Genomic DNA, 22,564 nt, shown 5'->3' with positions numbered 1-22,564 from the left:
TAGATTGCCGGAACTTAATCGAGGATGTCGCCATGAAGGGAATTGTTGCGCTGTGTCTGGTTGCTTTGCTGGCTGGTTGTTCTGCTGTTCAGATCGCGCCAAAGCCGAAAGGTCAGCAGCTAATTGTCACACCTGTGAAGGGTGCAACAGCTCAGATTGTGGCTGGCCAGCAATTCCAGCAGAAGGTCATCCAGGTCAAGCCTGTTGGCAATAAGTGGAGTTCGGCAAAGCTGGATGTAGCCGTAGGCTCCCCGCTGACTAAGTCGATTCAGTCCTACGTATCTTCGGCCATGCCTGACACTCGGATTGGTGACCGGGACGACGGCGCTCCGGCTTCGGTAAAGATTGAGCCCGTCAGTGCTGACATTGAGCTTGGTACAGACGACGCTGCGGCCCACCGCACCGGGATGTTTATCCCTCTCGCGTCGTTCGCCATGACTGCTGACACGGTGGCAATGATCAAGGTTGGCGCTGATGTTTCGTATTGCGGCGGCGAAAAGCAGCGGCTTTCAGTAGTAGGCCGTAGTTCCAAGAACATGAACTACGCAGCCATAGGCTTTCCCGAGCTTGAAGAGGCAATGGCTGTGGCTATCGATGACGCTGCGCGCCAGTTGAGCGAGCAGGTTTCAGCTGGAGCGATGCGCTGCAAGATATAGAAGCAATACCCAGAACCACCGAACCCGCTTAGGCGGGTTTTTTATTGCCTCAAAGCCGGCCTCGAGCCGGTTTTTTATTGCCCGGAGAAACACATGACCTCGATTGCCGAGCTAGGGATTCGCGTCGATTCCTCCGATGCCGCGCAGGCCGCTGACGACCTCGACAAGATGACGGAGGCCGGCAAGCGGAGCGAGGACAGCGTCAAGCGCACCGGCAGGGCCTGGGAGCAGGCAATCGGCGGTATGGCAACCAATACTCAGCAGATTGCCAAAGAGCTACAGACACTCAACGCCAAGCAAGACGCTACCGCCAAATTGATGGCAGATATCGGGCGCTCTATTTCGGCGGCGTCCAGTTCGTTTCAGTCCGCTGCCGCCTCAATGGGCAGCTACCGGGCACAGAGCGAGGCGGTGAGCGCTGCACAGGACAAGATTGCTCAGTCCAGCGAAAAGACTGGGAAGGCTGCAGCTGGTATTGCCGCTGGGTTTGATAAGGCTGCAGCTGCCGCTAATGGCCTGTCATCTGCCGAAGGCAAACTGTCCGAGTCGGCTGATGCTGCACTGGCCCGTCTTACCGCCATGGCCAAATCATCCCTGGACGCTAGCGAGTATTACCAGCGAGTCACGGCCAGCATTAGCAGCAATACGTCTGCACTTGAAGCGGCGAAATCTTCAGGCACTGATTACGCTGCGATGCAGAAGCGCTTCAAGGCGGAGTCTGATGCTCTCGCCGTTGCTACAGATCGAAGCACTGCATCCTCGCAAAAGGCGTCTGCTGCTACGGAAGCGCAAGCGAGGGATCTCGCAGAGCTGCTCGGCAAGATCGATCCGACAGTTGCGGCACTGAAAAAGCTCGACACAGCCCAGGACCAGCTCTCCAAATTTAACGCCGCTGGAATTTTGCCTGACGGAGAGTTCGCCAAGTACACCGCGAAGCTGGATCAGGCCCGACAACGACTCGGCACTTTCGACGACAGCCTTCAGAAAACCGGTGTTTCTTCCGCGCAGACAACTGCGGCGCTGCGTCAGCTCCCTGCGCAGTTCACGGATATTTTCACCAGCCTGCAAGGCGGCCAAGCGCCGATGACTGTCCTCATCCAGCAGGGCGGTCAGCTCAAGGATATGTTCGGCGGCATCGGCCCAGCGGCGAAGGCCATGGGTGGCTATGTCGCTGGCCTGATTAATCCATTCACTCTGGCGGCAGCAGCCGCTGTGGGTCTTGGAGTCGCCTACTACAAAGGCAGCCAAGAGGCTGATGCGTACAGCAAGTCGCTGATCCTAACTGGTAATTCTGCCGGCATGACCGCCGGCCAGCTTGGTGACATGGCTCGCCAAGTTAGCGCAACAGTTGGCTCGACCGGGGCGGCGGCTGAAGTTTTGGCTAGCCTTGCTTCCGGCGGAAAGATCGCAAGCGACAGCTACCTAGATGTTGCTAAGGCGGCAGTTTCCATGCAGGAGGCAACCGGCAAAGCAGTAAGCGAAACAGTTGCCGAGTTCAACAAGCTTGCCGGCGACCCAGTCAAAGCCTCGGCAGCACTCAATGAGCAGTACAACTATCTTACTGCATCGGTTTACTCACAAATCGTAGCTCTGGAAGAGCAGGGCAATCATGCCGGCGCAGTCAAGCTTGCCACTGAGCAATATGCCGACGCGATTAATGACCGCACGCCGAAGATCTTGGAAAACCTTAGCCTTTGGGAGAAGGGCTATAACGCAGTGGCGAGGGCTGCTGATAGCTTAAAGAATGTCGGTCGCGCACCGACTAACTCTGAGCGAATCCAGACGGCAAAAGATACCTTGTCGAGGCTTGAGACTCGCGGCGGCAGTGAAATGATTCCCGGCGAGGATCTTGTTTATATTGGTGAAAAGGGCAAGCAAAGCCTCAGGGATTACATTCGCGGCCTTGAAGTGAAGGATGCTGCCGAGGCTGATTACGCAACAAAACAGAAAGAGCGCGCCGCAGTTGAGCTGGCTGGACAAAAGGCAATTGATGCCCTTGATGCCAGAAAGAAGGCGACAAGATCAAACAGCGACAAGCGTAAGGATGAGATCGACAGCCTAAATAAGGAGATTGCTGATCTACGCAAGTCAGATCCCAATAATGCAAGGCTTACACAAGCCAGCATTGACCAGCAAAGGGAGGCTATTAACGCCAAGTACAAGGATGCCAAGACGACTGCAGGATCTGTCGATCTGTCCGGATTCAACGACGCCCAGAACAAGCTGAAACTGATTACCAGCGAGTACGACAACGCCCAGCAGAAACTGAACGCTGCGCAGAAAAGCGGCCTGCTCTCGCAAAAGGACTACAGCGAGCAGAGCGCGGCCCTGGTCGAACAGGAAAAAGGAAAGATCACTGCAGCCTATCAGGCTGAAATTGACGCGCTCGAAGCGGCCAAGGGCAAAAAAAGCACTTCGGCCGAGCAGCGTATCGCGCTTGACCAGAAGATCGCCGACGCGCGTACCAACATGGTCAAGGCTCAGCAGGACGCTGACACCCAGCTCAACGTCCTGTCGACAAATGAAGAGGGCCGGCTCAAGAAGCAGGCCGCTGCCGTCCAAACCTACATTGACGCGCTGGATGACCAGCTTGCGACTACCAAGAAGCAATTGGCCTTGTCGGTGGCCGGTGTCGGCATGGGTGACGAGGCGCGCAAACGCCTGCAAGAAGACATCAAGATCCAGCAGGAGTATCAGGACAAGCTCGACAAGCTGCTGGCTCAGAAGAACAAAAACCAGATCGATGACAGCGTTTACCAGCAGGAGACGGCCGCAGTACGCGAGGCCCTGGCTCAGCGCCTGGCAATGCAGAAGGAGTACTACGGCGCTGTAGAGGCCGAGCAAACCAACTGGCTCAACGGTGCCTCATCGGCCTACGCGACCTATCTGGAGCAGGTCAAGGACGTAGCAGGGCAGACGAAGTCGGCATTCACCAGTGCATTCAAAAGCCTGGAAGATGTGTTGGTCAGCTTCGCCACGACTGGGAAAGCGTCCATTAAGGACTTTGCTGATTCGATCATCGCTGACTTCGCACGGATTGCGATCAAGTCGAAGGTGATGCCGTCCGTTCTTGGAATGTTTGGCGTATCTTCAAGCTCGACAGCAGGCGCAAGCTCTGCGGGGTCTAGTGGATCCGGCGGATCGATGGATTTCGAGTCCATGCTTAGCGCTGGGCGCGGGATCTACAGCACTGCTACATCTGGATTTGGCAGCACTGTCGCTGCAGGCTGGAATGCTGGCGAGGGATTCCTTGGCGGCATGAAGGGCGCGCTGAGCAATGGGTCCAGCTACGTCAATAGCGGGCTGAGCAGTCTGTTCGGCAGCAGTGGAGGGGCTGCAAGTAGCGCTGCGCAAGGAGCGACGCAGGCCGGATATACCGGTTCGCAAATGGCGAACTGGTCGGCAGCTCAAACAGGATCAACATGGGGAGGTGCGGCCGCTAGCTTTGGAGCTGCTGCCGGCGGTATTGGTGGCGCGATTCAGGGCTATCAGAACTCTGGCGTGAAGGGCGCAGTTGCTGGAGGGCTTGGCGGATGGGGTGGCGCAACGGCTGGCACGATCGCCGGCACAGCTGCAGCAAGCGCCTTGAGCGGTACGGCAATGGGTGCAGCGATGGGCTCTGTTCTGCCTGGTATCGGTACGGTCATTGGTGCGGCATTGGGTGCGGCATTCGGCTCAAAGTTGTTTGCCGGCGAATGGACAACTAAGGACCAAGGCATCCAGGTAGGCGTAGAGGGTGGCGACCTCAATGCCAGCCAGTATGAGTACCAGAAGAAAAAGGGCGGCCTCTTCGGCAAGAACAAGAAACGCACTCGGCTTTCTGTGCTCGATCCTGAAATGCAGGCGGCGCTCGATAACACCTACGACGCCACCGAGAACTCTGTCCTAACGCTGTTTGATCGTCTCAACGTCAAGCTGAATGACGGAGTGCTAGATGGCCTGAATGTCGCCTCCACTCAGATCAGCACCAAGGACAAGACGGCCGAGCAGATCCAGGAAGAGATCGCTAAGTGGTTTGGCGGCGTTGCTGACTCGATGGTTACCGCTGTCGATTCAGCGGTTGGCGCAGGACTTGGCGGCCGAACTTTCGAAGGGCTGACCACCTTCGTTAACAACCTTTACAGCGTCAACGATGTACTGGAAAACCTGAACGTCGATCTGTACGACTTCAGTGTGAGCGGCGGCCTGCTGGCTGAGCGGCTTTCGGCGATGGCCGGCGGCCTTGAGTCGTTGACCAAGAACGCAGGCACCTACTACGAAAACTTCTTCAGCGACACCGAGAAGGCGGACGACACGCTCGCCGCAGTAGGCAAGCAGTTTGCTGCGCTCGGCCTGGCGCTTCCTGATACGCGCGATGCGTACCGGGCCGTCATTGAAGCGCTGGACATGACGACAACTGCCGGTCAGCAGATGTTTGTCACGATGACAGGTCTGGCCGGCAATGCCTCGCAGGCTTACACGATCCTTGAGCAGCGTGCTACCCAGGCTGCTCAAGCAATCGCTGACGCTCTGATGGGGGCGGTTACTGGATCAAACGGAGCCCTACAGCGAGCTATCGCAGCTGAGCAGAAGAACGTGACCGCGGCCTATAACGCCCGGGTCACCTCACTCAACGACATGGCCAGCACGGCAAGCAAGAACGTCAGCGACCTGACCGGTGTCAGCAATAGCCTGGGCTCTGCGCTGAAGCAACTGCGCGGCGACTCAGACGAGACGGTTAAGGCGCTGCGCAACCAGGCTCAGGCCACGCTGCAAAGTGCTTTGAGCAAGGCGCGGGCAGGCGGGTCTCTCGCGGAATTTGCTGGGCTGAGCGATGCGCTCGACACCCTCGGAAGCAACAACACCGACCTGTATCGCTCGATGGAAGACTTCCAGCGGGACCAGGGTCGGACTGTCAACGAGGTCGCCGAACTCAACAAGCTGAACGGCAAGCAACTGACCACCGCCGAGCAGACGGTCGAGTACTTGCAGGATCAGCTAGACCTGGCCGAGGACGACTACAAGCTGCAAATGGCCAAGTTCGACGATCAGCTTGCCTTCGCCCAGGCGCAGATGGATGCGCTCAACGGCATTGATAACTCGGTCAAGAGCGTGGCAGATGCAATCAGCGCTATGAACATGGCAGTTATAGCGGCACTGGCCGGCATGGGCGGGAAGGGTACAACGAACTCCGCCACCACCAACGGCGCCTATATCGACACCATCTACACGGAGCTACTCGGGCGCGACGCTGATAAAGCTGGCAGGGATTATTGGCTGGGCCAGGTTTCCAAGGGGGATATCACTCTTGACCAGCTGGCCCAGGCAATCGCCAATGCAGCCAAGGAAAATAAAGAGAAGGTCAAGGCCGGCTACGCAACTGGCGGCCTGATCTCGGGACCGGGTACTGGCACCAGCGACAGCATCATTGCTCGCCTTTCCAATGGCGAATACGTGCTGACTGCTGACGCAGTGCGCACCTACGGAACCGACCTTCTGGATCAAATGAACGGCCGCAAGCTGCCTGCATTCGCGGGTGGCGGAATTGCTGGGCCAGGTGCGAAGTCAGCAACACCGACCCGGGTCTACAGCGTCACCCAGACGGCAGCAACGCCCAGTGGTTCCGGTGATTCAGCCGCAACCATCGCCGAGCTGCGCCAGTTGCGCGCGGATATTCATAACGACTTGGCGTTCCTCACCAAGCACATGGAAAAGACGGCCTACAACACGACGCAGATTAATGAGTCGGGCGTGCAGGTCGTCAACACAGTTAAAACGGAGGCCGCATGAGCGTTATGAAGGTCGTTCCACCGGTCGAGATAGCGCCTGTCGCCATGATCAGCAACAACGTGCCGGAGACGGATAACGCGCTGTGGCTGGTCGCCACGGCATACAAGGTCAGCGACAAGGTGATGCTAAACCATCGCAACTACGAGGCCTTGGTCGCAAACACCGGGAGAAACCCGGAGACGGATACCGTATCCCCTCCGGCATGGCTCGACCTCGGGCCAACCAACCGCTGGAAGATGTTCAACAAGCGGGCCGGCAACACATGGACCATCGGCACGTTCACATCAAACCCCGAAAGCATCGATCTGACCGTTCGCCCCGGCAAGCGGATCAACTCCATTGGGCTGGTTGGGGTTCGCGCCGCCTCTGTGCAGATCCAGATGATTGTTGGCGGATCGGTGGTTTACGACCAAACCTTCGCCATGTCTACGAAGGCAGGGGGAAGCTGGTATCAGTACTACTTCGGCGAGTTCAAGACGAAGGACAACGTCGCACGCTTCGACCTTCCGCCATTCAGTGGCGCTGATATCCGGGTCATTGCCCTGGCGCCAGGAAGTACGGCCAGGATCGGCATGATGGTTATCGGCATGGCCAAGACGATTGGCACTGCCGTGCACGGGAGCAGCATTGCCGACGAAAGCTTCTCAAGCGTCAAGGAAGACGACTTCGGCAACGTCACCATCATTCCGCGCGGCAAGAGACAAATGATCAGCTTCGACATCGTCCTCTCATCGGAAGAGGTCTCAAGCGTCAGGCGAACTCTCGTTCCGCTCAGCGATACCGTCGCGCTGTACGTCGGCAGCGAGAATCTGGATTACACAATTATCGCCGGGCGCTTCGAGCGCCTGGCTATGGGGCTTCCAACCTATGGACGCGCCAACTACTCCCTTGAAACACGGAGCCTTAACTAATGGCAGTCACAGCGCCTGTAATCGATCTTCTTCCAGATCCGCCACTGCCAACTGACCCGGAATCGGTATTTGACATCAAGTCCGGCGCATCGCTTACCGCTCAGCAGTTGATGGTCCCTCAGCTTAATATTTCGCTTTCCTGGGTCGCCACCCAGGTGAATGCGGCTGAGAGCTACAAAAATGCCGCCGCCACTTCTGCCGGCGCAGCGGCCGACTCAGCTGCTGCCGCGAACTCCTCGAAAAATGCCGCGGCGCAATCGGCCATCGACGCTACCAACAATGGCGCGGAGCAGGTGGCCTTGGCTGCTGCCCAAGCCAATAAAGCAGCCGTGCAGGCCAGTAACGCCGCCGCATCCGCCACAGCCGCTGAGTCCGCGCAAGGCTCGATTGGCAACCTCGCCCTTATGCACTCCGTCGCTCTGTCATTCTAAGGAACCATCATGCCAAACACATTCACTGCTCCCTTTGCTCAAACTCCGAAGACAAACGCTGTTGATCTCACTGCAGCTACCGCCGTGGGGACTGCCGGGACGATTCTTGTGACTGCTGGTGCAAACGGTTGCGTTGTTACAAGCATCCGAGCAACACCGAAGGGTACTGTTACGGCAAGCGGCATCAACGTGAATAAAGCGGGTAAAGTTTTGCGCTCTGAAACTCTACCCGCTTATACGTCTGCGCTCACCGCAAAGCTGCCACAAGTAGCGTTTGATATCACTCCATCGACTCCTATTGAGCTTGGCGCAAACGAAACGCTCGACGTTTCACTGCTCGTTGCACAGGCGGCTGGCGTAACTTTCTCCGCAACTTGGAAGGATTACTAATGGCTTACGGTAACCCTTTGGGGAATCCGCTTGGCAATCCTTTGGGGATTCCTCGCAGCGCGATTAGCTCTATATCTGCGGTAGGAACTGTAATGGCTCACGCTGGCATTGCTGCGGCGAATGAGTTGCCCGCCGATGGGCGGAGTTTGCTGAAGGATAACTACTCGGCCTTGTATCGCGCGATTGGCGATGCTTATACGCAGGCGGTTACAACCAACTCGTTTACCACGGTTTCCCTTCCTGCGACTGCTACATGGGTAAGTGTCGCTTACGGAAATGGACTGTTCATTGCCATAAGTTCCACCGGGTTATCCGCTGTCTCTTCAGACTTTGGGGCTACATGGCAGGCTGGTGGTGCATTGCCGGCGGCAACCTATACAGGTATCGCATACGGAGGTGGGGTTTTCGTCGCTATCGCTACCGGCGTAGCTTTCAGCGCATCGACTAACGACGGTGCGGTATGGACGCAAAGAGTCATGCCGTCCGCGGCAGCGTGGTCGTCTATCGCCTACGGGGGAGGAAGGTTTGTAGCATTCGGGGGTAATATTGCGAATGGTGCAGGTTATTCACTAGATGGCATTGCTTGGGTGGCCAGTAACAATACTGCTGGGATTGGTACTGGCCAATCACGGATGGCATACGGCTCCGGTCGTTTTGTCGTTGGCGACCTTTCGAATAATTCGGCATATGTATCTAGTACAGCAGACGGTGTAGTTTGGACTTCTAGTGCATTACCAACCGCGCGGCGGGTAACAGGGCTGGCCTACGGTAACGGTTTCTTTGTTGCGACGTCTAACACTACAGGCGCGGCAGCAACATACTCTTGGGACGGGCTCTCTTGGTTCTCAGGCACCGCCACCGGGTTAAACCTACTAGCTGCTTTTGCCTTCGGCAGGTTTTTCTTATTTCCCGTAACAGGACAGTCAGTAGTTAATTTTGACCTTCCCGAGAAATTTGGTACTGCCATTACTTCACCAGCTAATTCTTACAACCAATCCTACGCGGTAGGAGGTGGCTACATGGTTGTTCTTTCTACATCATCCTTAAATCTGGTTGCGCGAATCAGTCTTCTCCCTGCCACAAGCTTCAACCTTCCGAGCGTGCAAGCACTCGACCCCGATAAAACAGCATTCGTGAGGGTTTCATAATGATCAAAATTGAAAACGGTAACGCCGTCCGAGAGCCTGTGCCCGAGTTCCTTGACCAGTCCGGCACGCCCGAGTCAATTGCAGCGCTCGCCGATCTGTCGTGGACCGATCCATCGCTGGGAGTGCAAAACCTCGCATGGTGGCCGGAAGAAAACGGCGACGGCGAACTGGGGGCGAACAAGAAGTGGGGTGCCGAGGTGCTTACCCTGGATGCCGAGCGCCAGGTCGTACTGGTGACCCGCAAACAGGTAGCTATGACGGCGGCAGAGAAGGCGGCGCGGGAGGCGTTGATTCAGGCTGAGATCACGGCGGCTTTCGAGCAAGCGATACAGGCCAGGCTCAACGAAGCCGCTATTGCGGCCCGCTACGACAGTATTGCCACGGCTGTGAGCTATGCCGAAGAGCCAGCGGTGCCCAAATTCCAAAATGACGGCAAGGCCTTTCGCGCTTGGCGATCTTTGGTCTGGGCCTATGCCTATGAACAATTGGCCGCCGTAAAAGCGGGAGAGCGAACGCAGCCGACTGTTGAGGACTTCCTGCTGGAGTTGCCGGAACTGGAGTTGCCCGCATGAGCCGATTTGTCACCACCCTGAAAACCGACCAGACCGACCGCCGCACCTACAAACTGCTCGACGACCTAGTGCTGGCCGATGAGGAGCAACGCACGATCATCGTGCCGGCCGGCTTCGTCACCGACTTCGCCAGCGTTCAGGTGCTGCACAACGTCTTTCTGTTTGTACTGTTCGCCCTGGTGGCTGGTTACGGGAACTACGCGGCGACTGTGCACGACTGGCTTTATTTTGGCGGGCAGGTCACTCGCAAGGAGGCGGACGCGGTCCTTTACCGGGCATTGCGCGCGGAAGGCGTAGCTCGATGGCGATCCTGGCTGTTCTGGGCCGGCGTCCGAATAGGCGGCGCCAAGCACTACACCAAGACCCCGACCCGTTCGGGGTTTTCTTCGTCTGGAGATCAGTAAATGCCCATCACCGCGCAGCAGCTGCTGCAGATCCTCCCGAACGCCGGCGCCAAAGCCGGCGTTTTTGTTCCTGTCCTCAACACGGCCATGGGTCGGTTCCAGATTATCGGCTCCAAACGAGTGGCTGCTTTCATTGCCCAGATCGGACATGAGTCCGGTCATTTGGTCTACGTTCGTGAAATCTGGGGGCCAACCCCTGCCCAGGCCAAGTACGAAGGTCGCAAGGACTTGGGCAACACCGTCCCGGGCGACGGCTTCAAGTATCGCGGCCGGGGCCTGATCCAGATTACCGGTCGGGCAAACTATGCGGCGTGCGGCGAAGCCCTGGCCCTCGACCTGATCAATCAGCCAGAGCTGTTGGAGCAGCCGAAGAACGCGTGCTTGTCGGCCGCATGGTTCTGGGCAACCAATGGGCTGAACGCCCTGGCTGATGCGGGCGACTTCGAAAAAATCACCCGGCGGATCAATGGCGGGCTCAATGGCCAGGCTGATCGGCTGAAGCTTTGGAGCAAGGCGACGGCGGTGCTGCCATGACGACCTATGCCAAAGCCGGCGCGATCCTGCTGCTGATTGCTCTCGCCGTCGGCGCGCTGTTCGGCGCCTACCATCACGGGCTATCAGTGAAGGATGCTGAGTGGAAAGGGAAGTGGGAAGCGCGCGACGCCCTGGACATCGCCGCGAAGCTGGCGAATGAAACCGCCGAGCGCGCCAAGGAACAAGCCCGTCAACAGTCAATCAACAAGGCAATCCAAAATGGACAACAACGTATCGATGAGGCGATTGCTGATGCTGCTGCCGCTCGCGCTTCTGCTGACGGCCTGCGCGGGGCAGCCGACAACCTTGCCGCTCGGCTCGCAACCAGTGATGCCAGCGGCCATTCCTGCACTGCCGCCGCAAGCCAGGCAGCTGCCCGCGCCGCAATGGTGCTTGCCGACGTGCTCAAGCGCGCTGACCAGAGAGCGGGAGATCTGGCTGAAGTTGCTGACCAAGCCCGAGCCAGGGGAGTTATCTGTGAGCAAGTTTATGAAGGCGTCCGATAGCCGATAGCCCGCGGTATATGATCAAAAACCTGTCTACTCATCGAATTCGTTTGGTCTTGTGGAGTGGCACGGCAAGATGCCATCATCGCTAATCTTTATCAGGGATTAGGTTATGCGCAGGGGCGACCATTTGGTGAGCGTAAGGTGCGGATATACCCACCATGGCATCTATATTGGTGCCGGTGAGGTGCTCCATTATTCTGGTTTTGGGGATAGTGTGTCTGGACCTATCTGCAGAGTAAGCCTCGAAAAATTCAGCGGTGGCATGCCCACCGTTGTGGAGTCGCATCCATTGGCGGTGCATGACGCTGAAGCGCGCATTGCTCGAGGGTATACGCGACTGGGTGAAGACTCCTACAATCTGGTCACGAACAACTGTGAGCATTTTGTGGACTGGTGCATCTATGGCACCACCACCAGCGAGCAGGTCCGGTCCGTATTCTCCATGGCGGGAAATACACTTGCTCATATCGTCCCAGGTGGTGCTGCTGTGGTTACTGCAATTGCCTCCGCATCAGCATTAAAAAATGGATTCGATGCTGCCTCTGAGTCAGAGAAGCCAGTAGAAGCAGCCTTAAAAGTTACGGCGAAATCTGCATTAATTGGCGCAGCTGCAGTAGTTGGTGGACCTGTAGGAATCGCTGGCGCGGTTGCAGTCTTCGCGGCCAAGAAGCTTTTTTTCAAAAAGTGAGTGGTGGTTAAGCACTCCTTGGGGGGGCGCGACCAAGATAACGCGCCCGACTTGACCCAGCGCATGCTCAAAGAATTATCGGAATCACCGACGAGGGTGACCGGGGATTGACTGCGCTGGCGGCGTGCCAAGCGTACGTCAGGGAAGTTTCGCGCTGAGGTTGAAGGGCTATAATCGACCCTTTGCTGCCGGTCAGCACCCTTGGCAAACACATCAGCACCCCCTCAGTCTCAGCTAAGTATTGCGCTGTATCTTTTCTTTCGCGAAAGTTGAGCGTCGCTTAACGTCGCGGCACAGCTCGCTGATTGTTCCCATGCGTAATTCATAACTGATTCCTCAGCGCGATACCCACTTACCCTTTCCCGATCAGGAATGCGTCTTCTTCATGAGCACCAATATCAACCTGAACAAGCTGCCGGAAATAACCCTGGCTTTCTGGGTTATGAAAATCTGTGCCACTACTCTCGGCGAGACCGCCGGTGATCTGCTTTCAATGACCCTGAACGTGGGCTACGCCATGAGTTCGCTGATCCTGATCAGCGCCTTTCTGGTGACGCTTGGCATGCAGCTGTTTTCCAAGAGTCATAACCCGGTGCTGTACTGGATCGTGATTCTCTCCACCAGTACCGCGGGCACGACAATGTCGGACTTTATGGACCGCACCCTAGGCCTTGGCTATGCCTCTGGATCGCTGATTTTGATCAGCCTGCTGATCACGATTTTTGCGGTTTGGCGCCTGAGCGAAAAAAGCTTATCGGTGAATAGCATCCACACCACTAAGGGTGAATTGTTCTACTGGACAGCTATTTTGATCTCCAACACCCTGGGCACTGCGCTAGGTGACTATTTGGCTGACGACTCCGGTCTTGGCTTTGCCGGTGGCGCACTGCTGATCGGTTCGGCGATCATCGCCGTGGTGCTGGCCAGGTTTTACACCCGTATCTCCGGTGTACTGCTGTTCTGGATGGCATTTGTCCTCACCCGTCCGTTCGGTGCAACCCTCGGCGATTTCCTGACCAAACCGCATGAAAAAGGAGGCCTGGACTTTGGTACCGTAGGTTCCTCGTTGGTACTTGCCGCAGTCTTGGTGGTCTTGGTTGCCTTTGCCGCAAAAGCTCGCCGAGTGGAAGCGGTGTACGGTTAATGGCCACCGTAGGTGTAGGCCGTTATTGAGTAAGGGATTACAGCGATAACTTTACCTTGGTAGCGACCAGAGAGCCCGCATACGCGGGTTTTCTGCTTGCGCTGAATTTAGTTGTGTTGCGTCGACCGGTTGAATCCACAGCCGTTATCGATCACTCCGGCGTCATCATCACCGCCAGAGTCATTTTGATGAATTCCTCGTTCCGGTCGATTGCGTCCAAGGCGCTGCGAACGTTGTCAGCTACATCGGCTGCGCCACGCTGCTCAACCCAAAGCGTGAGCTCCATGATGGCGGCTTCAAGGGCGAGTTGGTTTTCGTTGATCTTGAATAGCAGGGAAGGGAGCAGGTCTGAGTTGGGCATGGAATTTCCTCCGCGGAGGAAATGAGCTTAGCAGGGGAGTTTGAGGTCGGCAGAACGCCAAGGACAGGCCAAATAGGCGTGGGGACTTTTTCGGGGATTCGCTATTACCTGTTCGCCTCTGTAAGGCACCGTTTGCAGCGAGCGCCAGAGGGAGAGCCAGTAAATGCTGGGCCTTGTGCCCATTTTCAAGCATGGGGTGCTAGGGGTCGAGTGTTCGAATCACTCCGTCCCGACCATATTTCCTGAGTAAAATCAGGCACTTAAGCCGATCATCTAGATCGGCTTTTTTGTGTCTGCGCAAAACCCGCGCAAAACTGGCGCAAAACTATCCGGTGATTTCGCTGATATTCAGGTCCGGAATCACCTCTGACCAGATGATTTCTTCGTGGTCGCGCTGGTAGTTTTTGGTCATACCCTCGCTCGCATGACCTGCGATTTTCTGACCGTCCTTTCCGGCTTTCTTGTACAGGTGCAGTGACAGCGCTCGCACTTCGTGGAAGCCAGGCATCTCTTCTTCCTTCCATCCTGCGTAGCAGTTTGCCACCTCCCTGGCTTCCTTGAATGCTCGCGTCAAATACCGTTCCTCAACCTTCGTCCAGTGGTCCTTGGTCTGCGCCTGTTTCTGTTTCAGGCGATCAGGCTTCCGGTGCACCAGGTAAGGTGATGCGGTGTCGTCACGGCAGCGGCTGATGACTGCCTGCAGCTCGGGCGTCACCCGGAAGCGAATCCACGCCGCGTCACTGGCCTTTGCGGTTTTCTTCTGCACCAGATAGAGAAACCCATCACGCACTCCGTCGAATCGCATATCGAGGATGTCGGTGCGGCGCTGGGCAGTGATCAGGGCCAGGTCAATTGCGTTCTGAACCCAGACTGGCGCCTTCTCCCTGATGGCCTTTAGGTCTTCTACGGTGTGACGTTTGCGCTGCTTCTTCTCGATGCGGTTTATGGTGCTGGCGGCGGGGTTGTCCGGGCACAGCCCCTTTGCTGCGGCGTGGTTGAAAATGTCGATCAGCAGGGCTCGGCACTGGTTCGCCGTGCGCGGGGTGAGGGCGTCCAGCATCTCCGCGATCATTCGAGTCGTGATCTGGTCTACAGCCTTGCCCTCAAACTGCTTGCGAAACCGCCTAAAGTGCACCGCGTACAGGCCCAGGGCTCCCTTGGCCAGCTCTCGAGGTGGCAGGACATCGCGCTCGTAGGTGTCGAGGAAACCGGCAAATGTTTCTGAGGTGTTATTCAACACTGCGCCGACCAGATCGGCGCCGTGCATAAACTCAAGATTCAATTGCTTTGCTGCGTCGATCGCCTTGATGCGGTCGGTGCCAAACTGGAACCACTTCCCGTCGGTAGGCCGCCGGTAGCGATAGGTCGAGCGGCCCGCGTCATAGTACAGATTCTGCGCAAGAGTCCCTTGTTCGCAGGGCTGTGCGGCCGTGGCACCATCATGCAGCTCATTTCAATACCATAGCGACGAGGTCGTTGCCCTGCGAGCGGCTGAATGCTGCCCAGTCAACGTGCCAGAGTCTTCCGATCTGCTCCCCAGGCACATCGCCATTGCGGATGTGGTTGCGGATGGCCTGTGGGCATTGCGGTGTACCGTTTTCGCCCCAGCGCCGGCGCTGAAACTCGCTGATCTTTATCAGTTCTCGCTTCATTGAATACCTATGGCCGGTTCGGGCGGCGTTGCTCCATGCCGCGTGGCGACAGAAGGTGGGGAGGGGGGGGAGGCTGTTGCCTCAAACAATTCGATTTGCGGCACCGTGGTATCGCGGAGAGTTACCGCGCCGGCGATTCGCCCTTGAGCGGTACCGAAGATTTCGGCGTCCTGCTCAATACCGATGAACTGGCGCCCTAGCTGCACGCAGGCCACGCCAGTGGTGCCGCTGCCCATTGTGTTATCCAGCACCACTTGCCCGGGGTTGCTGTAGGTGCTGATCAGGAAAGCCATCCACGCAACCGGCTTCTGTGTCGGATGGAAGCTCCCAGACTGCTTGTCGCTCGAGAAGAACTGCACCGATCGTGGGTACCGCTCTGTCGAGTCGTATTCGGTGAGCGCCAATGCTTTGCCATAGCACTCCGAGTTGACCGTCTTGCGCTTGCTCGTCTTCCGCTCATGTCCGGCCGACATCTGCGGGTTGTACACGGGGGCTGCTGGCGGTAGAAGACCTGGGCGCTTTCGTGTTCCCGAAGGGGTTGCTTCTTGGCGTTCAGGAAGCCGGTGGCGTTGCCTTTCTCCCAGATCCATTCGTAACGATAGTGCTTCGGGTTACTTGCGACCACCATCGAGGCGAACGGCTGGGCCGCACACAGCACGATGGCGGCCTCCGGCTTGGCGATTCGCAAGAACTCACGCCAGAGCGGCTCGAAGGGGATAATCACGTCCCAGACACATTGGGTTGTGCCGTAGGGCAGATCGGCCAGCACCATGTCGACACTGGCATCTGGCAGCTGCCTCATTACCTCAAGACAGTCGCCTAGGTGCAGGCTGATTTCAGGCATAGGAATTCCTCGCCCACCGTTCACCGGCAGACTTGTAGATGGATTGTGAAATCGGATGAAGGGTGAAAGGGAGGCTGAGCAGGCGAACTAAGGTCTATTGGTTCGCCTCGCCAGTCGCGTAACTCGCAGCTCCCGGCAGGAGAACCATCAGCAATCCCCCTGCCTAAGCCCTAACTGTATTCGTTTGGGGGTGATCAGCTTTTCGGCGACGGGCGCGCTCCAGGGTAGGCACGGCATGGCCAAGCTGACGCGAGTCGCGCAGGGAGGTACTGTCAGTGCGGAGCGCTGATCTACTCTTGTTGTCATTCGGAAGGTTTGAGTCCGGCAATTGCCTTGGCTAACCATGGTTTTTATGGGGATGCCGGCACCTCATTCCGAAAGTAATGGCAAAGTAATTCAAGTCGAAAGGGGAGAAATTATGACTGTGGATGCGATGATGCTTGGCGTATACAGAATCCCTGAAATTAAGGTTGACTCCGGCACTGACTGGCTAGGCTTGGCTGGCATTATTTTGACCGCGTTTATTGTCGTTTTAGGTACATGGACTACAGTAAGAAACTTCAAAATTACTACCGATTCGCAAGAGAAAATTTCAAAAGATAGTGCGGATAAACAGTTGGAGCGCAGTAAGGCAGAAAATGTAGCCAAGAATAGGCAGGAATGGATAAATGGTTTGCGGTTAACGATTTCAAACTTTATTGCATCCTGCTTTGAGGTTCGATCACTACACGTGCTTAATCAGCGTCGCACAAAATTGAATCCTGAGACGTTTGATGATCTTATGGCAGTAGAGCATCGTGATCGAGAGTTAAGGGCAAAGATAGTATCGGCAAATGGCGAGGCAAGAAGGTATCTTTCCTTAATTGAGCTGTATATAAACCCGGAAGAATCTGACTCTCAATATTTAGTCCGCATATCTCAAGAAATTTGTAATCGTGCCGCCGATGAAGGTTTTATGCTTTCCGGAAAATGTGATGATCTTGTAAAAATATCTCAGAGCATATTAAAAAGTGAATGGGAACGAGTGAAAAAAATGGTTTAGCGCTAATTGCTAAAGAAACCGGCTATGGCCCGGTCGAGATTGGCATATTCTCGGACGAACTCGAGCACGGCGGGTGTTCTTTGCCGGTTTTGGCGACGGTGACAACCAGATCGCAGAGGTCATCGTCGTTATCCAGTACCTGGTGCAGCATGTAGGCGCTGGTCCGCCCGCCGGAGAAGATCACGACGGTCGTCCCTGAGGTTCTATATGGCGACATGGGACCCTCGCCGGCTGGCGTGATTTGAGTTTGTGGGCTTTGCTTTAGTTTCTGGCAGTGACTGCCAACACTTACATTTGGGAGGCTGCTATGGGCGGCACAGGTGACGGAGGTGGTTCGCACGTTTGGCCATGGAGTAATACAAGGCCGGTTCCTTTCCCTCTTTCAGGCGTTCCTACGACAATCAAAGATCTGATTGGTAGGAAGTGTCGGGTTGTGCGAGCTGGTGATGCGGTAACCGAGAAGATAGAACCGGGAAGAATCACCATTTTCCTCAATGAAAGTGGGTGCATTATTGATTTGTACCTTGATCCAGACAATTCCGTTATCTCGACAGTAGCGAATGGCGGCGGGGGAGTTGACTCTGGTGGTTGATGATTCGTAATCAATCCGGGTTTAAGAGGGTAAAGCGATGGCTATAGATAGGCCGCCAGGATTCTTTCTCTCACATGCCAGCGGAAAGCAGGCACTTGTGCGCTTTAAGTGGGGCGTGGATAGCGATCCTGTGCCCGTCGGCGTTCGGGTTGTGGCGCAACTAGATCCAAGTGGTGAAAGCCTGATAGGAGAATCAGACGGCCCACTCCAGAGCATTGACGATGCCAGAATGTGCGGGATTGAGCTGGCCACCAATTGGTATGACCGAGGTAATGGCTAAGTCTCTGTTCAATAGGTGAGGCCGGGTCAAGCGAAGATGTAGAGATGCGCCGCCTGGCGCGCACTTTCGCCGTGCGGCAGGCACGCCAGCTCCTGCCGCGCCGCTTCAATCTCTCCTGTGTGGCGTCCGCGCTCGCTGTCGATGCACACTTCCGATCCGTCTGGGCGGCGAATCGTCCGTGCTCCGCGCGAACCTCGCTCAACCAAGACGCCGCCATATCCCGTTGGGGCTTTCGAATTGTGGGGTCAAGGTTATCTCCGGGTAGGCGTCGCCCTCCGTGACCGGATGCGACTTATTGGTAATTTTGGGGGAATGGTCTTTTATTGTGCAGACGGTTTGCTCAATAAGATGGGAGCGCAACGTGATGAACGGTAATGCCAATCCGACTTATGATTATCTATTGGACAAAATTGTTAAGTTAGTAGGGATATTTGGACTGTTAATTGGTTTTGCATACCTCGTGGGGCTTTCTCAAAACTATTTTTTTTACTCCGGTCTACAGGCGTCATGGGTCGTTAGCGCAATTGAGCCTCAAGGCTTAGTTAAGGATGGCTTGCCCTGGACGGGAGGTATGACATTGACAAGCATTTTTTTGTCTTTTTTAATGACTGATAATAAAATGGTTCCCGATGCAAGGAAGTGGGTTACTTATTTTTTAATTGTGGGGACGATATTGGTACTTGGTGTCGGAGTGTTGTTAAAAAAAGAAGTAATGGATTCAATTTTGTTCGAGTTTTCACTAAGGGCTCCCGGAACAGTTTTTCCTAGTACGTTTTTATCGCTAGCATTGGTTCAATATTTTGAAGGCGGTGGCGAAAGGCTGGTGGGTGCTTCGACATTGTTATTCATGTTATGGTCGCTTATATTTCTTCCTTATGATGAGTCGGGTTCAAGTTTGCAAAAGTTAAGGCTGTGTTCGGAAAGAACGCCATTGGTGGTTGATAGTGCAGGGGTCGTTAAAGGGGTGCTAATAGGTACTATTTCTGATAGGTATGTAGTTCTAGAGAGCTTTGAAACTAATCGAATTGTAATGACTGATATGAAGTCTGGCGTTAAAATTAGGCCTTCCATCGGGAAGTGTGAAATTATCTCAGGCTGATGCTTATAACGCCCAACGGCCGCCCCCCCCCCCCCCCCGTGGCCTGATGCAATTGGCAATTGGCAATTTGAGTTGTGTTGGGGTATTACGAATGCCCGGCAAGGGGCCGGCACAAGGAGGTCGACATGGCTATTGATTACAGCGATGGGGCATACATTCTTTACGGGAAGGAGCCGGAAAAGCCGCGAGTAGGCTGGGCACAAAATGGCTTTGCTTACTCAGACAATGGAACGTGGAATTTTCTCCTGGATGTCGAAGAGGTCTACGGTCCTGGCGGGGACATTGTGGGCTGGGTGGAGGCTGGCGTTGCAACTACGAACGACGGCCAGTTCCTCTTCATTATCGAGTCCGATGCGTGATCGCTATACGGGCTCGACGATTTCGTCTTCTGGCTCGCCCGGGTCGCCTGCAGGTGTTTGAGGCTGGCCGCTCTTAGAATGCGCGACACCTTTTCGCTCACTACATAAGGTGTCGTGACACTCCGCAGCATCCAGGCCTGGGCTTCGAAGTCGGCAGCGATCAGGTTGATCAGCAGCCGCTGGTGAATGTCCTGCTGGTTGTTTATGCCGTGCGCCTTCATTACTCGCTTCAGGTCAGGCTTGAACACACCGGCAACTTCGATCTGAAACTTCTCGACGCCCAATGCAGCATCCCTTGCTGCGGCCTTCTCGCGTTTCTTGCGCTGCTTCTTGGCTTCCGCCGTCAGCTCCTGTTCCTCGGCCATGATCTACCTCTTCTATCCCATTGGCCGGCAATGCCAGCCAGGTTTGTCGTTTACGTTGTTGAACTCGAGCTATGCGGCGCATGAGGTTCAGCCTTGGCGTGCTTTCGGGTAGTCGATGCCGTGGGCCGCAATGATTCGCTCGAAGGCTTTATTGCCGATGGCCAGCTTTCCGCAGCACTGGCGCCGGGAGATTCCAAGCTCCATGAAGGCCCTGATCCGCTCGGCATATTTCGCGTCTCTGGCATCTGCTTGCTCCTTGCGCGGCGCGTCATTCGCGCCGCCGCGGGTTGGGCGCTGGAATGTGATGTCATGCTCTTTGGCGATGTTGTAGATAGCCTTCCTGCTGATGCCGATGGCTGCCGCAACTTCCACTTGGGTGTGTGCTGCTCAACCTACGAACTTGATCGACCAGTCTTTCGCGCGCCTGCTGGCGGGCATCGAATGCAGTGGGTGGCGGGGGAGGCGCTTCAACCCGGCGCCGAACGAATGGCTTCGGCGCCGGCGGCATCTGGTTGCTGTAGCTGATCGGTTTGGGCTTGTAGTTGTAGGGCTCGGCTTCTTCGATCTTGCCGCCAGCTGCCAGGTACTGCTCGACCTGGTCCGCCAGTTCGCTTGACCTGGGTCGAAGCTGCTCGACCAGACTGAGGTGGTTGCTGATCATGCGGCTTTACTCCGCAGTATCTCCTCATAGCCGTCAACCAGGAGCTTGAACTGCCAAAGGTCTTCTTCGAGCTTTTCGATGTAGTCGTCATCGCGCTGGAACTCTTTCCACCAGAGCTGGCGACCAACCACCTTCAGGTCCGGGCAGTACATCCCGATGTGCCACCATTTGCGCCCGGTGATCCACATACAGCCTTGGACTTGGTCCATGATTTCGCTGGCATCATTGTCGATGTGGAACGAGCGGAGCTTTTCCGGCGCGAGGAAGCACTTGTATTCTGCGCCGCCATCTTCGCCGATGAAGCCGTCGGCACTGGCTCCGAACACACCATCATCAGTCTTGACCAGCCCCACCTGAGTAACTATCAGGCCAGTCTGGATTTCGTGCTCCATCCTCGCCTCAGGTTCCAGTTCGTGCCCCCGGCGCATTTGCCAGGTTTCAAAGCCGTTATCCAGCGGCTTGCCACCGATCCGCTCAACGGCAAGGCGGAATGCGTAATCCAAAGCCTTCTGTAGGCTCGCCCTTGTTTGGGCCTGACTTCAGGCGAGCTCGGGCGTCGCCGAACATGCTGGCGGTGATCACCCCGGCCCGCTCCTGGTGCTAAGCCTCTGAGCCCTGGGCGCAATTTACGATAATCATGCTGACACCTCCTCAAATTCGACCTCTTCGTCTGTGCCTGTATCGCCGGCTGTTTCGGCGTCAGCCACTGGCTCAGGTTTCGTTTCGGCGGACTTCAGTGCTACACCGCGAGCTCCAACAGTCGCAAGGAAGCGGACGCCATTCTGTACCGGGCATTGCGCGCGGAAGGCGTAGCTCGATGGCGAGCCTGGCTGTTCTGGGCCGGCGTCCGAATAGGCGGGGCCAAACACTTCACCAATACCCCGACCCGTTCGGGGTTTTCTTCGTCTGGGGATTGAAAAGACGAAGCCCCGAGGTTGGCCCTTCGGGGCTTCTATTTTCTCCCGCATCCCTTAATACATGGAGAACGTGGGCGGGATGATATCAACGCCGCCTCAATGCAACACCACAGGTATGGACTACAGATTTACGCTATTAGGTTTGTGTTGAGCAACCTTGCCTTGGCAACAAACACTGCTCTTAGGTGCTCGCCGTTACAGCGCCCAGGGCTTCCAGTGGCTGGCACCGTAGTGTCAAAATGACACTACACGAACAAACCACATGGAAGGCGCTATGACCGAAGTTGAATCGCAAAAACTCGCAACCGTAATGTACGTCGCTGCTTTCGGCCGGGCGCCGGATAAGGATGGACTTGCCTACTGGTCGGGCCAGCTAACAAATGGTCTCTCATTTGATGACTTGGTAACCAGCTTTCTCACCAGCAAAGAGGGTAAGTCGCTCTACGGAGACGAGGTATCGGATACTGACTTTTTCACCAATTTTTACAGCACGGTCCTTAACCGCAGCCCCGATGCTGCAGGCACCACATATTGGCAGGATCGATTTGCAGATTTGGGCAATCGAAAAGACCTGATCAAGGAAATGATCTTTTCAATCCAGGATGGAAAGGGCGACGATCATCAGTTGCTGCAAAATAAGGTCGACGCGGGATTTAATTTTGCGAAGTCTTTGTCTGGTAATGATTTGACATACGCGAAGTCGTTGCTGGCATTTGTCACCAGCGATACCAGTTCGGTGGCTACTGCCAGCTTGATCAACAATTATTGGGATCATCCTTCATCACCAGTTACACCAACTACTCCGAAAGTTTTAGATTTTATGGGGAAAAATCTAGAGGTTAGTTTTAATTATTTGAAGGCGTCCTTTGATCATCAGGCCTTCACGGTTGGAGATGATGTTGAACTAACAGATTTTACCAAAATGGATATTGATGTTAGTGCTGGAAATTTTGTATTAACGTTTCCTGACTCGGACTTCTCTTACGCAGGTGGCGTGACGTTGACATTTTCTGATGTGAACAAGGAGTTGGCGTCGTTTAAAGATGTTGTGCTAAATTCCTCCACTTTTACCAATACGGATCCGTCCAAGTCATTTGGTAAAAGTAATATTGTAGTAAGTGATGATGTTGTTACGATTGATATGTCTGGTGTTCAAGTCATCGCCGGACAGTCAATTGATTTCAGTATTTTGGGATAGTTTTAATCTTTTAAGAAAGCCCGCCAAGTGCGGGCTTT

Annotated in this window: 22 protein-coding genes and 3 pseudogenes; 17 read left to right on the top strand and 8 right to left on the bottom strand. The window is 55.5% G+C overall.

The window, feature by feature from the left end:
- The first annotated feature begins 32 nt into the window (after positions 1 to 32).
- The 13 genes and pseudogenes from BLV61_RS05870 (at position 33) to BLV61_RS05820 (ending at position 13,156) form a co-directional block, all read left to right on the top strand.
- Positions 33 to 656 carry a hypothetical protein gene (locus BLV61_RS05870; protein ID WP_090463418.1) on the top strand — a complete coding sequence of 208 codons (624 nt, stop codon included), beginning with the start codon at positions 33 to 35 and terminating at the stop codon, positions 654 to 656.
- Positions 657 to 749: 93 nt separating this feature from the next.
- Complete coding sequence (locus BLV61_RS05865) at positions 750 to 6,425, top strand: phage tail tape measure protein (protein WP_090463415.1); 5,676 nt, start codon at positions 750 to 752, stop codon at positions 6,423 to 6,425.
- Complete coding sequence (locus BLV61_RS05860) at positions 6,422 to 7,336, top strand: hypothetical protein (RefSeq protein WP_090463412.1); 915 nt, start codon at positions 6,422 to 6,424, stop codon at positions 7,334 to 7,336. Before BLV61_RS05865 ends, BLV61_RS05860 begins: the two co-directional genes overlap by 4 nt.
- Complete coding sequence (locus BLV61_RS05855; protein ID WP_090463409.1) at positions 7,336 to 7,767, top strand: hypothetical protein; 432 nt, start codon at positions 7,336 to 7,338, stop codon at positions 7,765 to 7,767. Before BLV61_RS05860 ends, BLV61_RS05855 begins: the two co-directional genes overlap by 1 nt.
- A gap of 9 nt (positions 7,768 to 7,776) precedes the next feature.
- Entirely contained in the window at positions 7,777 to 8,157 is a 381-nt protein-coding gene (locus tag BLV61_RS30795; RefSeq protein WP_139213611.1) for a hypothetical protein, read from the top strand.
- On the top strand, positions 8,157 to 9,305 hold the full coding sequence (locus BLV61_RS30790; RefSeq protein ID WP_139213610.1) for a hypothetical protein: 1,149 nt from the start codon (positions 8,157 to 8,159) through the stop codon (positions 9,303 to 9,305). The genes BLV61_RS30795 and BLV61_RS30790 overlap by 1 nt, the downstream gene beginning before the upstream one ends.
- Positions 9,305 to 9,877: a hypothetical protein gene (locus tag BLV61_RS05850; protein WP_090463405.1), complete on the top strand. Its 573-nt coding sequence runs from the start codon at positions 9,305 to 9,307 to the stop codon at positions 9,875 to 9,877. Before BLV61_RS30790 ends, BLV61_RS05850 begins: the two co-directional genes overlap by 1 nt.
- Complete coding sequence (locus BLV61_RS05845; RefSeq protein ID WP_090463402.1) at positions 9,874 to 10,281, top strand: DUF1353 domain-containing protein; 408 nt, start codon at positions 9,874 to 9,876, stop codon at positions 10,279 to 10,281. The genes BLV61_RS05850 and BLV61_RS05845 overlap by 4 nt, the downstream gene beginning before the upstream one ends.
- Complete coding sequence (locus BLV61_RS05840) at positions 10,282 to 10,815, top strand: glycoside hydrolase family 19 protein (protein WP_090463399.1); 534 nt, start codon at positions 10,282 to 10,284, stop codon at positions 10,813 to 10,815.
- The gene (locus tag BLV61_RS05835) at positions 10,812 to 11,321 is read left to right on the top strand and encodes a DUF2514 family protein (RefSeq protein ID WP_090463395.1); all 510 of its coding nucleotides are present in this window, start codon (positions 10,812 to 10,814) and stop codon (positions 11,319 to 11,321) included. Before BLV61_RS05840 ends, BLV61_RS05835 begins: the two co-directional genes overlap by 4 nt.
- A gap of 112 nt (positions 11,322 to 11,433) precedes the next feature.
- Positions 11,434 to 12,012, top strand: coding sequence for a lecithin retinol acyltransferase family protein (locus BLV61_RS05830; RefSeq protein WP_090463392.1), 579 nt, complete (start codon positions 11,434 to 11,436; stop codon positions 12,010 to 12,012).
- A 41-nt stretch (positions 12,013 to 12,053) separates the two neighbouring features.
- A pseudogene (locus BLV61_RS31570) lies at positions 12,054 to 12,170 on the top strand (lysis protein); the annotation flags it as partial.
- 245 nt (positions 12,171 to 12,415) lie between these two features.
- Positions 12,416 to 13,156: a COG4705 family protein gene (locus tag BLV61_RS05820; RefSeq protein WP_090469781.1), complete on the top strand. Its 741-nt coding sequence runs from the start codon at positions 12,416 to 12,418 to the stop codon at positions 13,154 to 13,156.
- A gap of 151 nt (positions 13,157 to 13,307) precedes the next feature.
- Here BLV61_RS05820 and BLV61_RS05815 read toward each other — a convergent pair whose 3' ends face one another.
- The 4 genes and pseudogenes from BLV61_RS05815 to BLV61_RS31565 form a co-directional block, all read right to left on the bottom strand.
- A complete protein-coding gene (locus tag BLV61_RS05815) occupies positions 13,308 to 13,517 on the bottom strand; it encodes a hypothetical protein (protein WP_090463389.1) in 210 nt (69 codons plus the stop codon).
- A 325-nt stretch (positions 13,518 to 13,842) separates the two neighbouring features.
- Positions 13,843 to 14,957 (bottom strand): annotated as a pseudogene (locus BLV61_RS05810) (tyrosine-type recombinase/integrase).
- A gap of 8 nt (positions 14,958 to 14,965) precedes the next feature.
- Entirely contained in the window at positions 14,966 to 15,169 is a 204-nt protein-coding gene (locus tag BLV61_RS05805; RefSeq protein WP_081997918.1) for a hypothetical protein, read from the bottom strand.
- Positions 15,166 to 15,657 (bottom strand): DNA methyltransferase, encoded by a 492-nt coding sequence (locus BLV61_RS31565; protein ID WP_244159818.1) that lies wholly within the window; start codon positions 15,655 to 15,657, stop codon positions 15,166 to 15,168. The genes BLV61_RS05805 and BLV61_RS31565 overlap by 4 nt, the downstream gene beginning before the upstream one ends.
- A gap of 714 nt (positions 15,658 to 16,371) precedes the next feature.
- Here BLV61_RS31565 and BLV61_RS05795 point away from each other — a divergent pair.
- Positions 16,372 to 17,055, top strand: a complete 684-nt coding sequence (locus BLV61_RS05795; protein WP_167361782.1) for a hypothetical protein — start codon at positions 16,372 to 16,374, stop codon at positions 17,053 to 17,055.
- Positions 17,056 to 17,125: 70 nt separating this feature from the next.
- On the opposite strand, the pseudogene BLV61_RS05790 reads toward BLV61_RS05795, so the two are convergent.
- A pseudogene (locus BLV61_RS05790) lies at positions 17,126 to 17,272 on the bottom strand (phosphoadenosine phosphosulfate reductase domain-containing protein); the annotation flags it as partial.
- A gap of 1,019 nt (positions 17,273 to 18,291) precedes the next feature.
- Between BLV61_RS05790 and BLV61_RS05785 the strand changes: the two are divergent.
- Complete coding sequence (locus BLV61_RS05785; protein WP_090463380.1) at positions 18,292 to 19,026, top strand: hypothetical protein; 735 nt, start codon at positions 18,292 to 18,294, stop codon at positions 19,024 to 19,026.
- A gap of 262 nt (positions 19,027 to 19,288) precedes the next feature.
- Here the strand turns inward: BLV61_RS05785 and BLV61_RS05775 are convergent, their stop codons facing one another.
- The 3 genes from BLV61_RS05775 to BLV61_RS05765 all read right to left on the bottom strand — a co-directional run bounded on the left by BLV61_RS05775 (position 19,289) and on the right by BLV61_RS05765 (position 20,914).
- Positions 19,289 to 19,750, bottom strand: coding sequence for a hypothetical protein (locus tag BLV61_RS05775; RefSeq protein ID WP_425272097.1), 462 nt, complete (start codon positions 19,748 to 19,750; stop codon positions 19,289 to 19,291).
- Positions 19,751 to 20,057: 307 nt separating this feature from the next.
- Complete coding sequence (locus BLV61_RS31560; protein WP_139213608.1) at positions 20,058 to 20,411, bottom strand: hypothetical protein; 354 nt, start codon at positions 20,409 to 20,411, stop codon at positions 20,058 to 20,060.
- Positions 20,408 to 20,914: a YqaJ viral recombinase family protein gene (locus BLV61_RS05765; RefSeq protein WP_244159816.1), complete on the bottom strand. Its 507-nt coding sequence runs from the start codon at positions 20,912 to 20,914 to the stop codon at positions 20,408 to 20,410. The genes BLV61_RS31560 and BLV61_RS05765 overlap by 4 nt, the downstream gene beginning before the upstream one ends.
- 177 nt (positions 20,915 to 21,091) lie before the next feature.
- Between BLV61_RS05765 and BLV61_RS31845 the strand changes: the two genes are divergently transcribed.
- Both BLV61_RS31845 and BLV61_RS05755 read left to right on the top strand, forming a co-directional pair.
- Entirely contained in the window at positions 21,092 to 21,328 is a 237-nt protein-coding gene (locus BLV61_RS31845) for a DUF1353 domain-containing protein (protein ID WP_279627450.1), read from the top strand.
- Between the two features lie 274 nt (positions 21,329 to 21,602).
- Entirely contained in the window at positions 21,603 to 22,526 is a 924-nt protein-coding gene (locus BLV61_RS05755) for a DUF4214 domain-containing protein (protein ID WP_047530925.1), read from the top strand.
- Positions 22,527 to 22,564: the final 38 nt, after the last annotated feature.

This window comes from Pseudomonas mohnii (genome assembly GCF_900105115.1).
Lineage (GTDB): Bacteria > Pseudomonadota > Gammaproteobacteria > Pseudomonadales > Pseudomonadaceae > Aquipseudomonas > Aquipseudomonas mohnii.
This window is presented reverse-complemented; position numbering and strand designations above follow the sequence as displayed.

Coding starts and splice junctions, on each gene's coding strand:
- BLV61_RS05845 (WP_090463402.1), top strand. CDS start 9,874: ATGAGCCGATTTGTCACCACCCTGAAAACCGACCAGACCGACCGCCGC.
- BLV61_RS05775 (WP_425272097.1), bottom strand. CDS start 19,750: ATGGCCGAGGAACAGGAGCTGACGGCGGAAGCCAAGAAGCAGCGCAAG.
- BLV61_RS05870 (WP_090463418.1), top strand. CDS start 33: ATGAAGGGAATTGTTGCGCTGTGTCTGGTTGCTTTGCTGGCTGGTTGT.
- BLV61_RS05840 (WP_090463399.1), top strand. CDS start 10,282: ATGCCCATCACCGCGCAGCAGCTGCTGCAGATCCTCCCGAACGCCGGC.
- BLV61_RS05830 (WP_090463392.1), top strand. CDS start 11,434: ATGCGCAGGGGCGACCATTTGGTGAGCGTAAGGTGCGGATATACCCAC.
- BLV61_RS05815 (WP_090463389.1), bottom strand. CDS start 13,517: ATGCCCAACTCAGACCTGCTCCCTTCCCTGCTATTCAAGATCAACGAA.
- BLV61_RS05795 (WP_167361782.1), top strand. CDS start 16,372: ATGCCGGCACCTCATTCCGAAAGTAATGGCAAAGTAATTCAAGTCGAA.
- BLV61_RS05805 (WP_081997918.1), bottom strand. CDS start 15,169: ATGAAGCGAGAACTGATAAAGATCAGCGAGTTTCAGCGCCGGCGCTGG.
- BLV61_RS05855 (WP_090463409.1), top strand. CDS start 7,336: ATGGCAGTCACAGCGCCTGTAATCGATCTTCTTCCAGATCCGCCACTG.
- BLV61_RS05865 (WP_090463415.1), top strand. CDS start 750: ATGACCTCGATTGCCGAGCTAGGGATTCGCGTCGATTCCTCCGATGCC.
- BLV61_RS30790 (WP_139213610.1), top strand. CDS start 8,157: ATGGCTTACGGTAACCCTTTGGGGAATCCGCTTGGCAATCCTTTGGGG.
- BLV61_RS31560 (WP_139213608.1), bottom strand. CDS start 20,411: ATGATCAGCAACCACCTCAGTCTGGTCGAGCAGCTTCGACCCAGGTCA.
- BLV61_RS05785 (WP_090463380.1), top strand. CDS start 18,292: ATGAACGGTAATGCCAATCCGACTTATGATTATCTATTGGACAAAATT.
- BLV61_RS30795 (WP_139213611.1), top strand. CDS start 7,777: ATGCCAAACACATTCACTGCTCCCTTTGCTCAAACTCCGAAGACAAAC.
- BLV61_RS05755 (WP_047530925.1), top strand. CDS start 21,603: ATGACCGAAGTTGAATCGCAAAAACTCGCAACCGTAATGTACGTCGCT.
- BLV61_RS05835 (WP_090463395.1), top strand. CDS start 10,812: ATGACGACCTATGCCAAAGCCGGCGCGATCCTGCTGCTGATTGCTCTC.
- BLV61_RS05860 (WP_090463412.1), top strand. CDS start 6,422: ATGAGCGTTATGAAGGTCGTTCCACCGGTCGAGATAGCGCCTGTCGCC.
- BLV61_RS05850 (WP_090463405.1), top strand. CDS start 9,305: ATGATCAAAATTGAAAACGGTAACGCCGTCCGAGAGCCTGTGCCCGAG.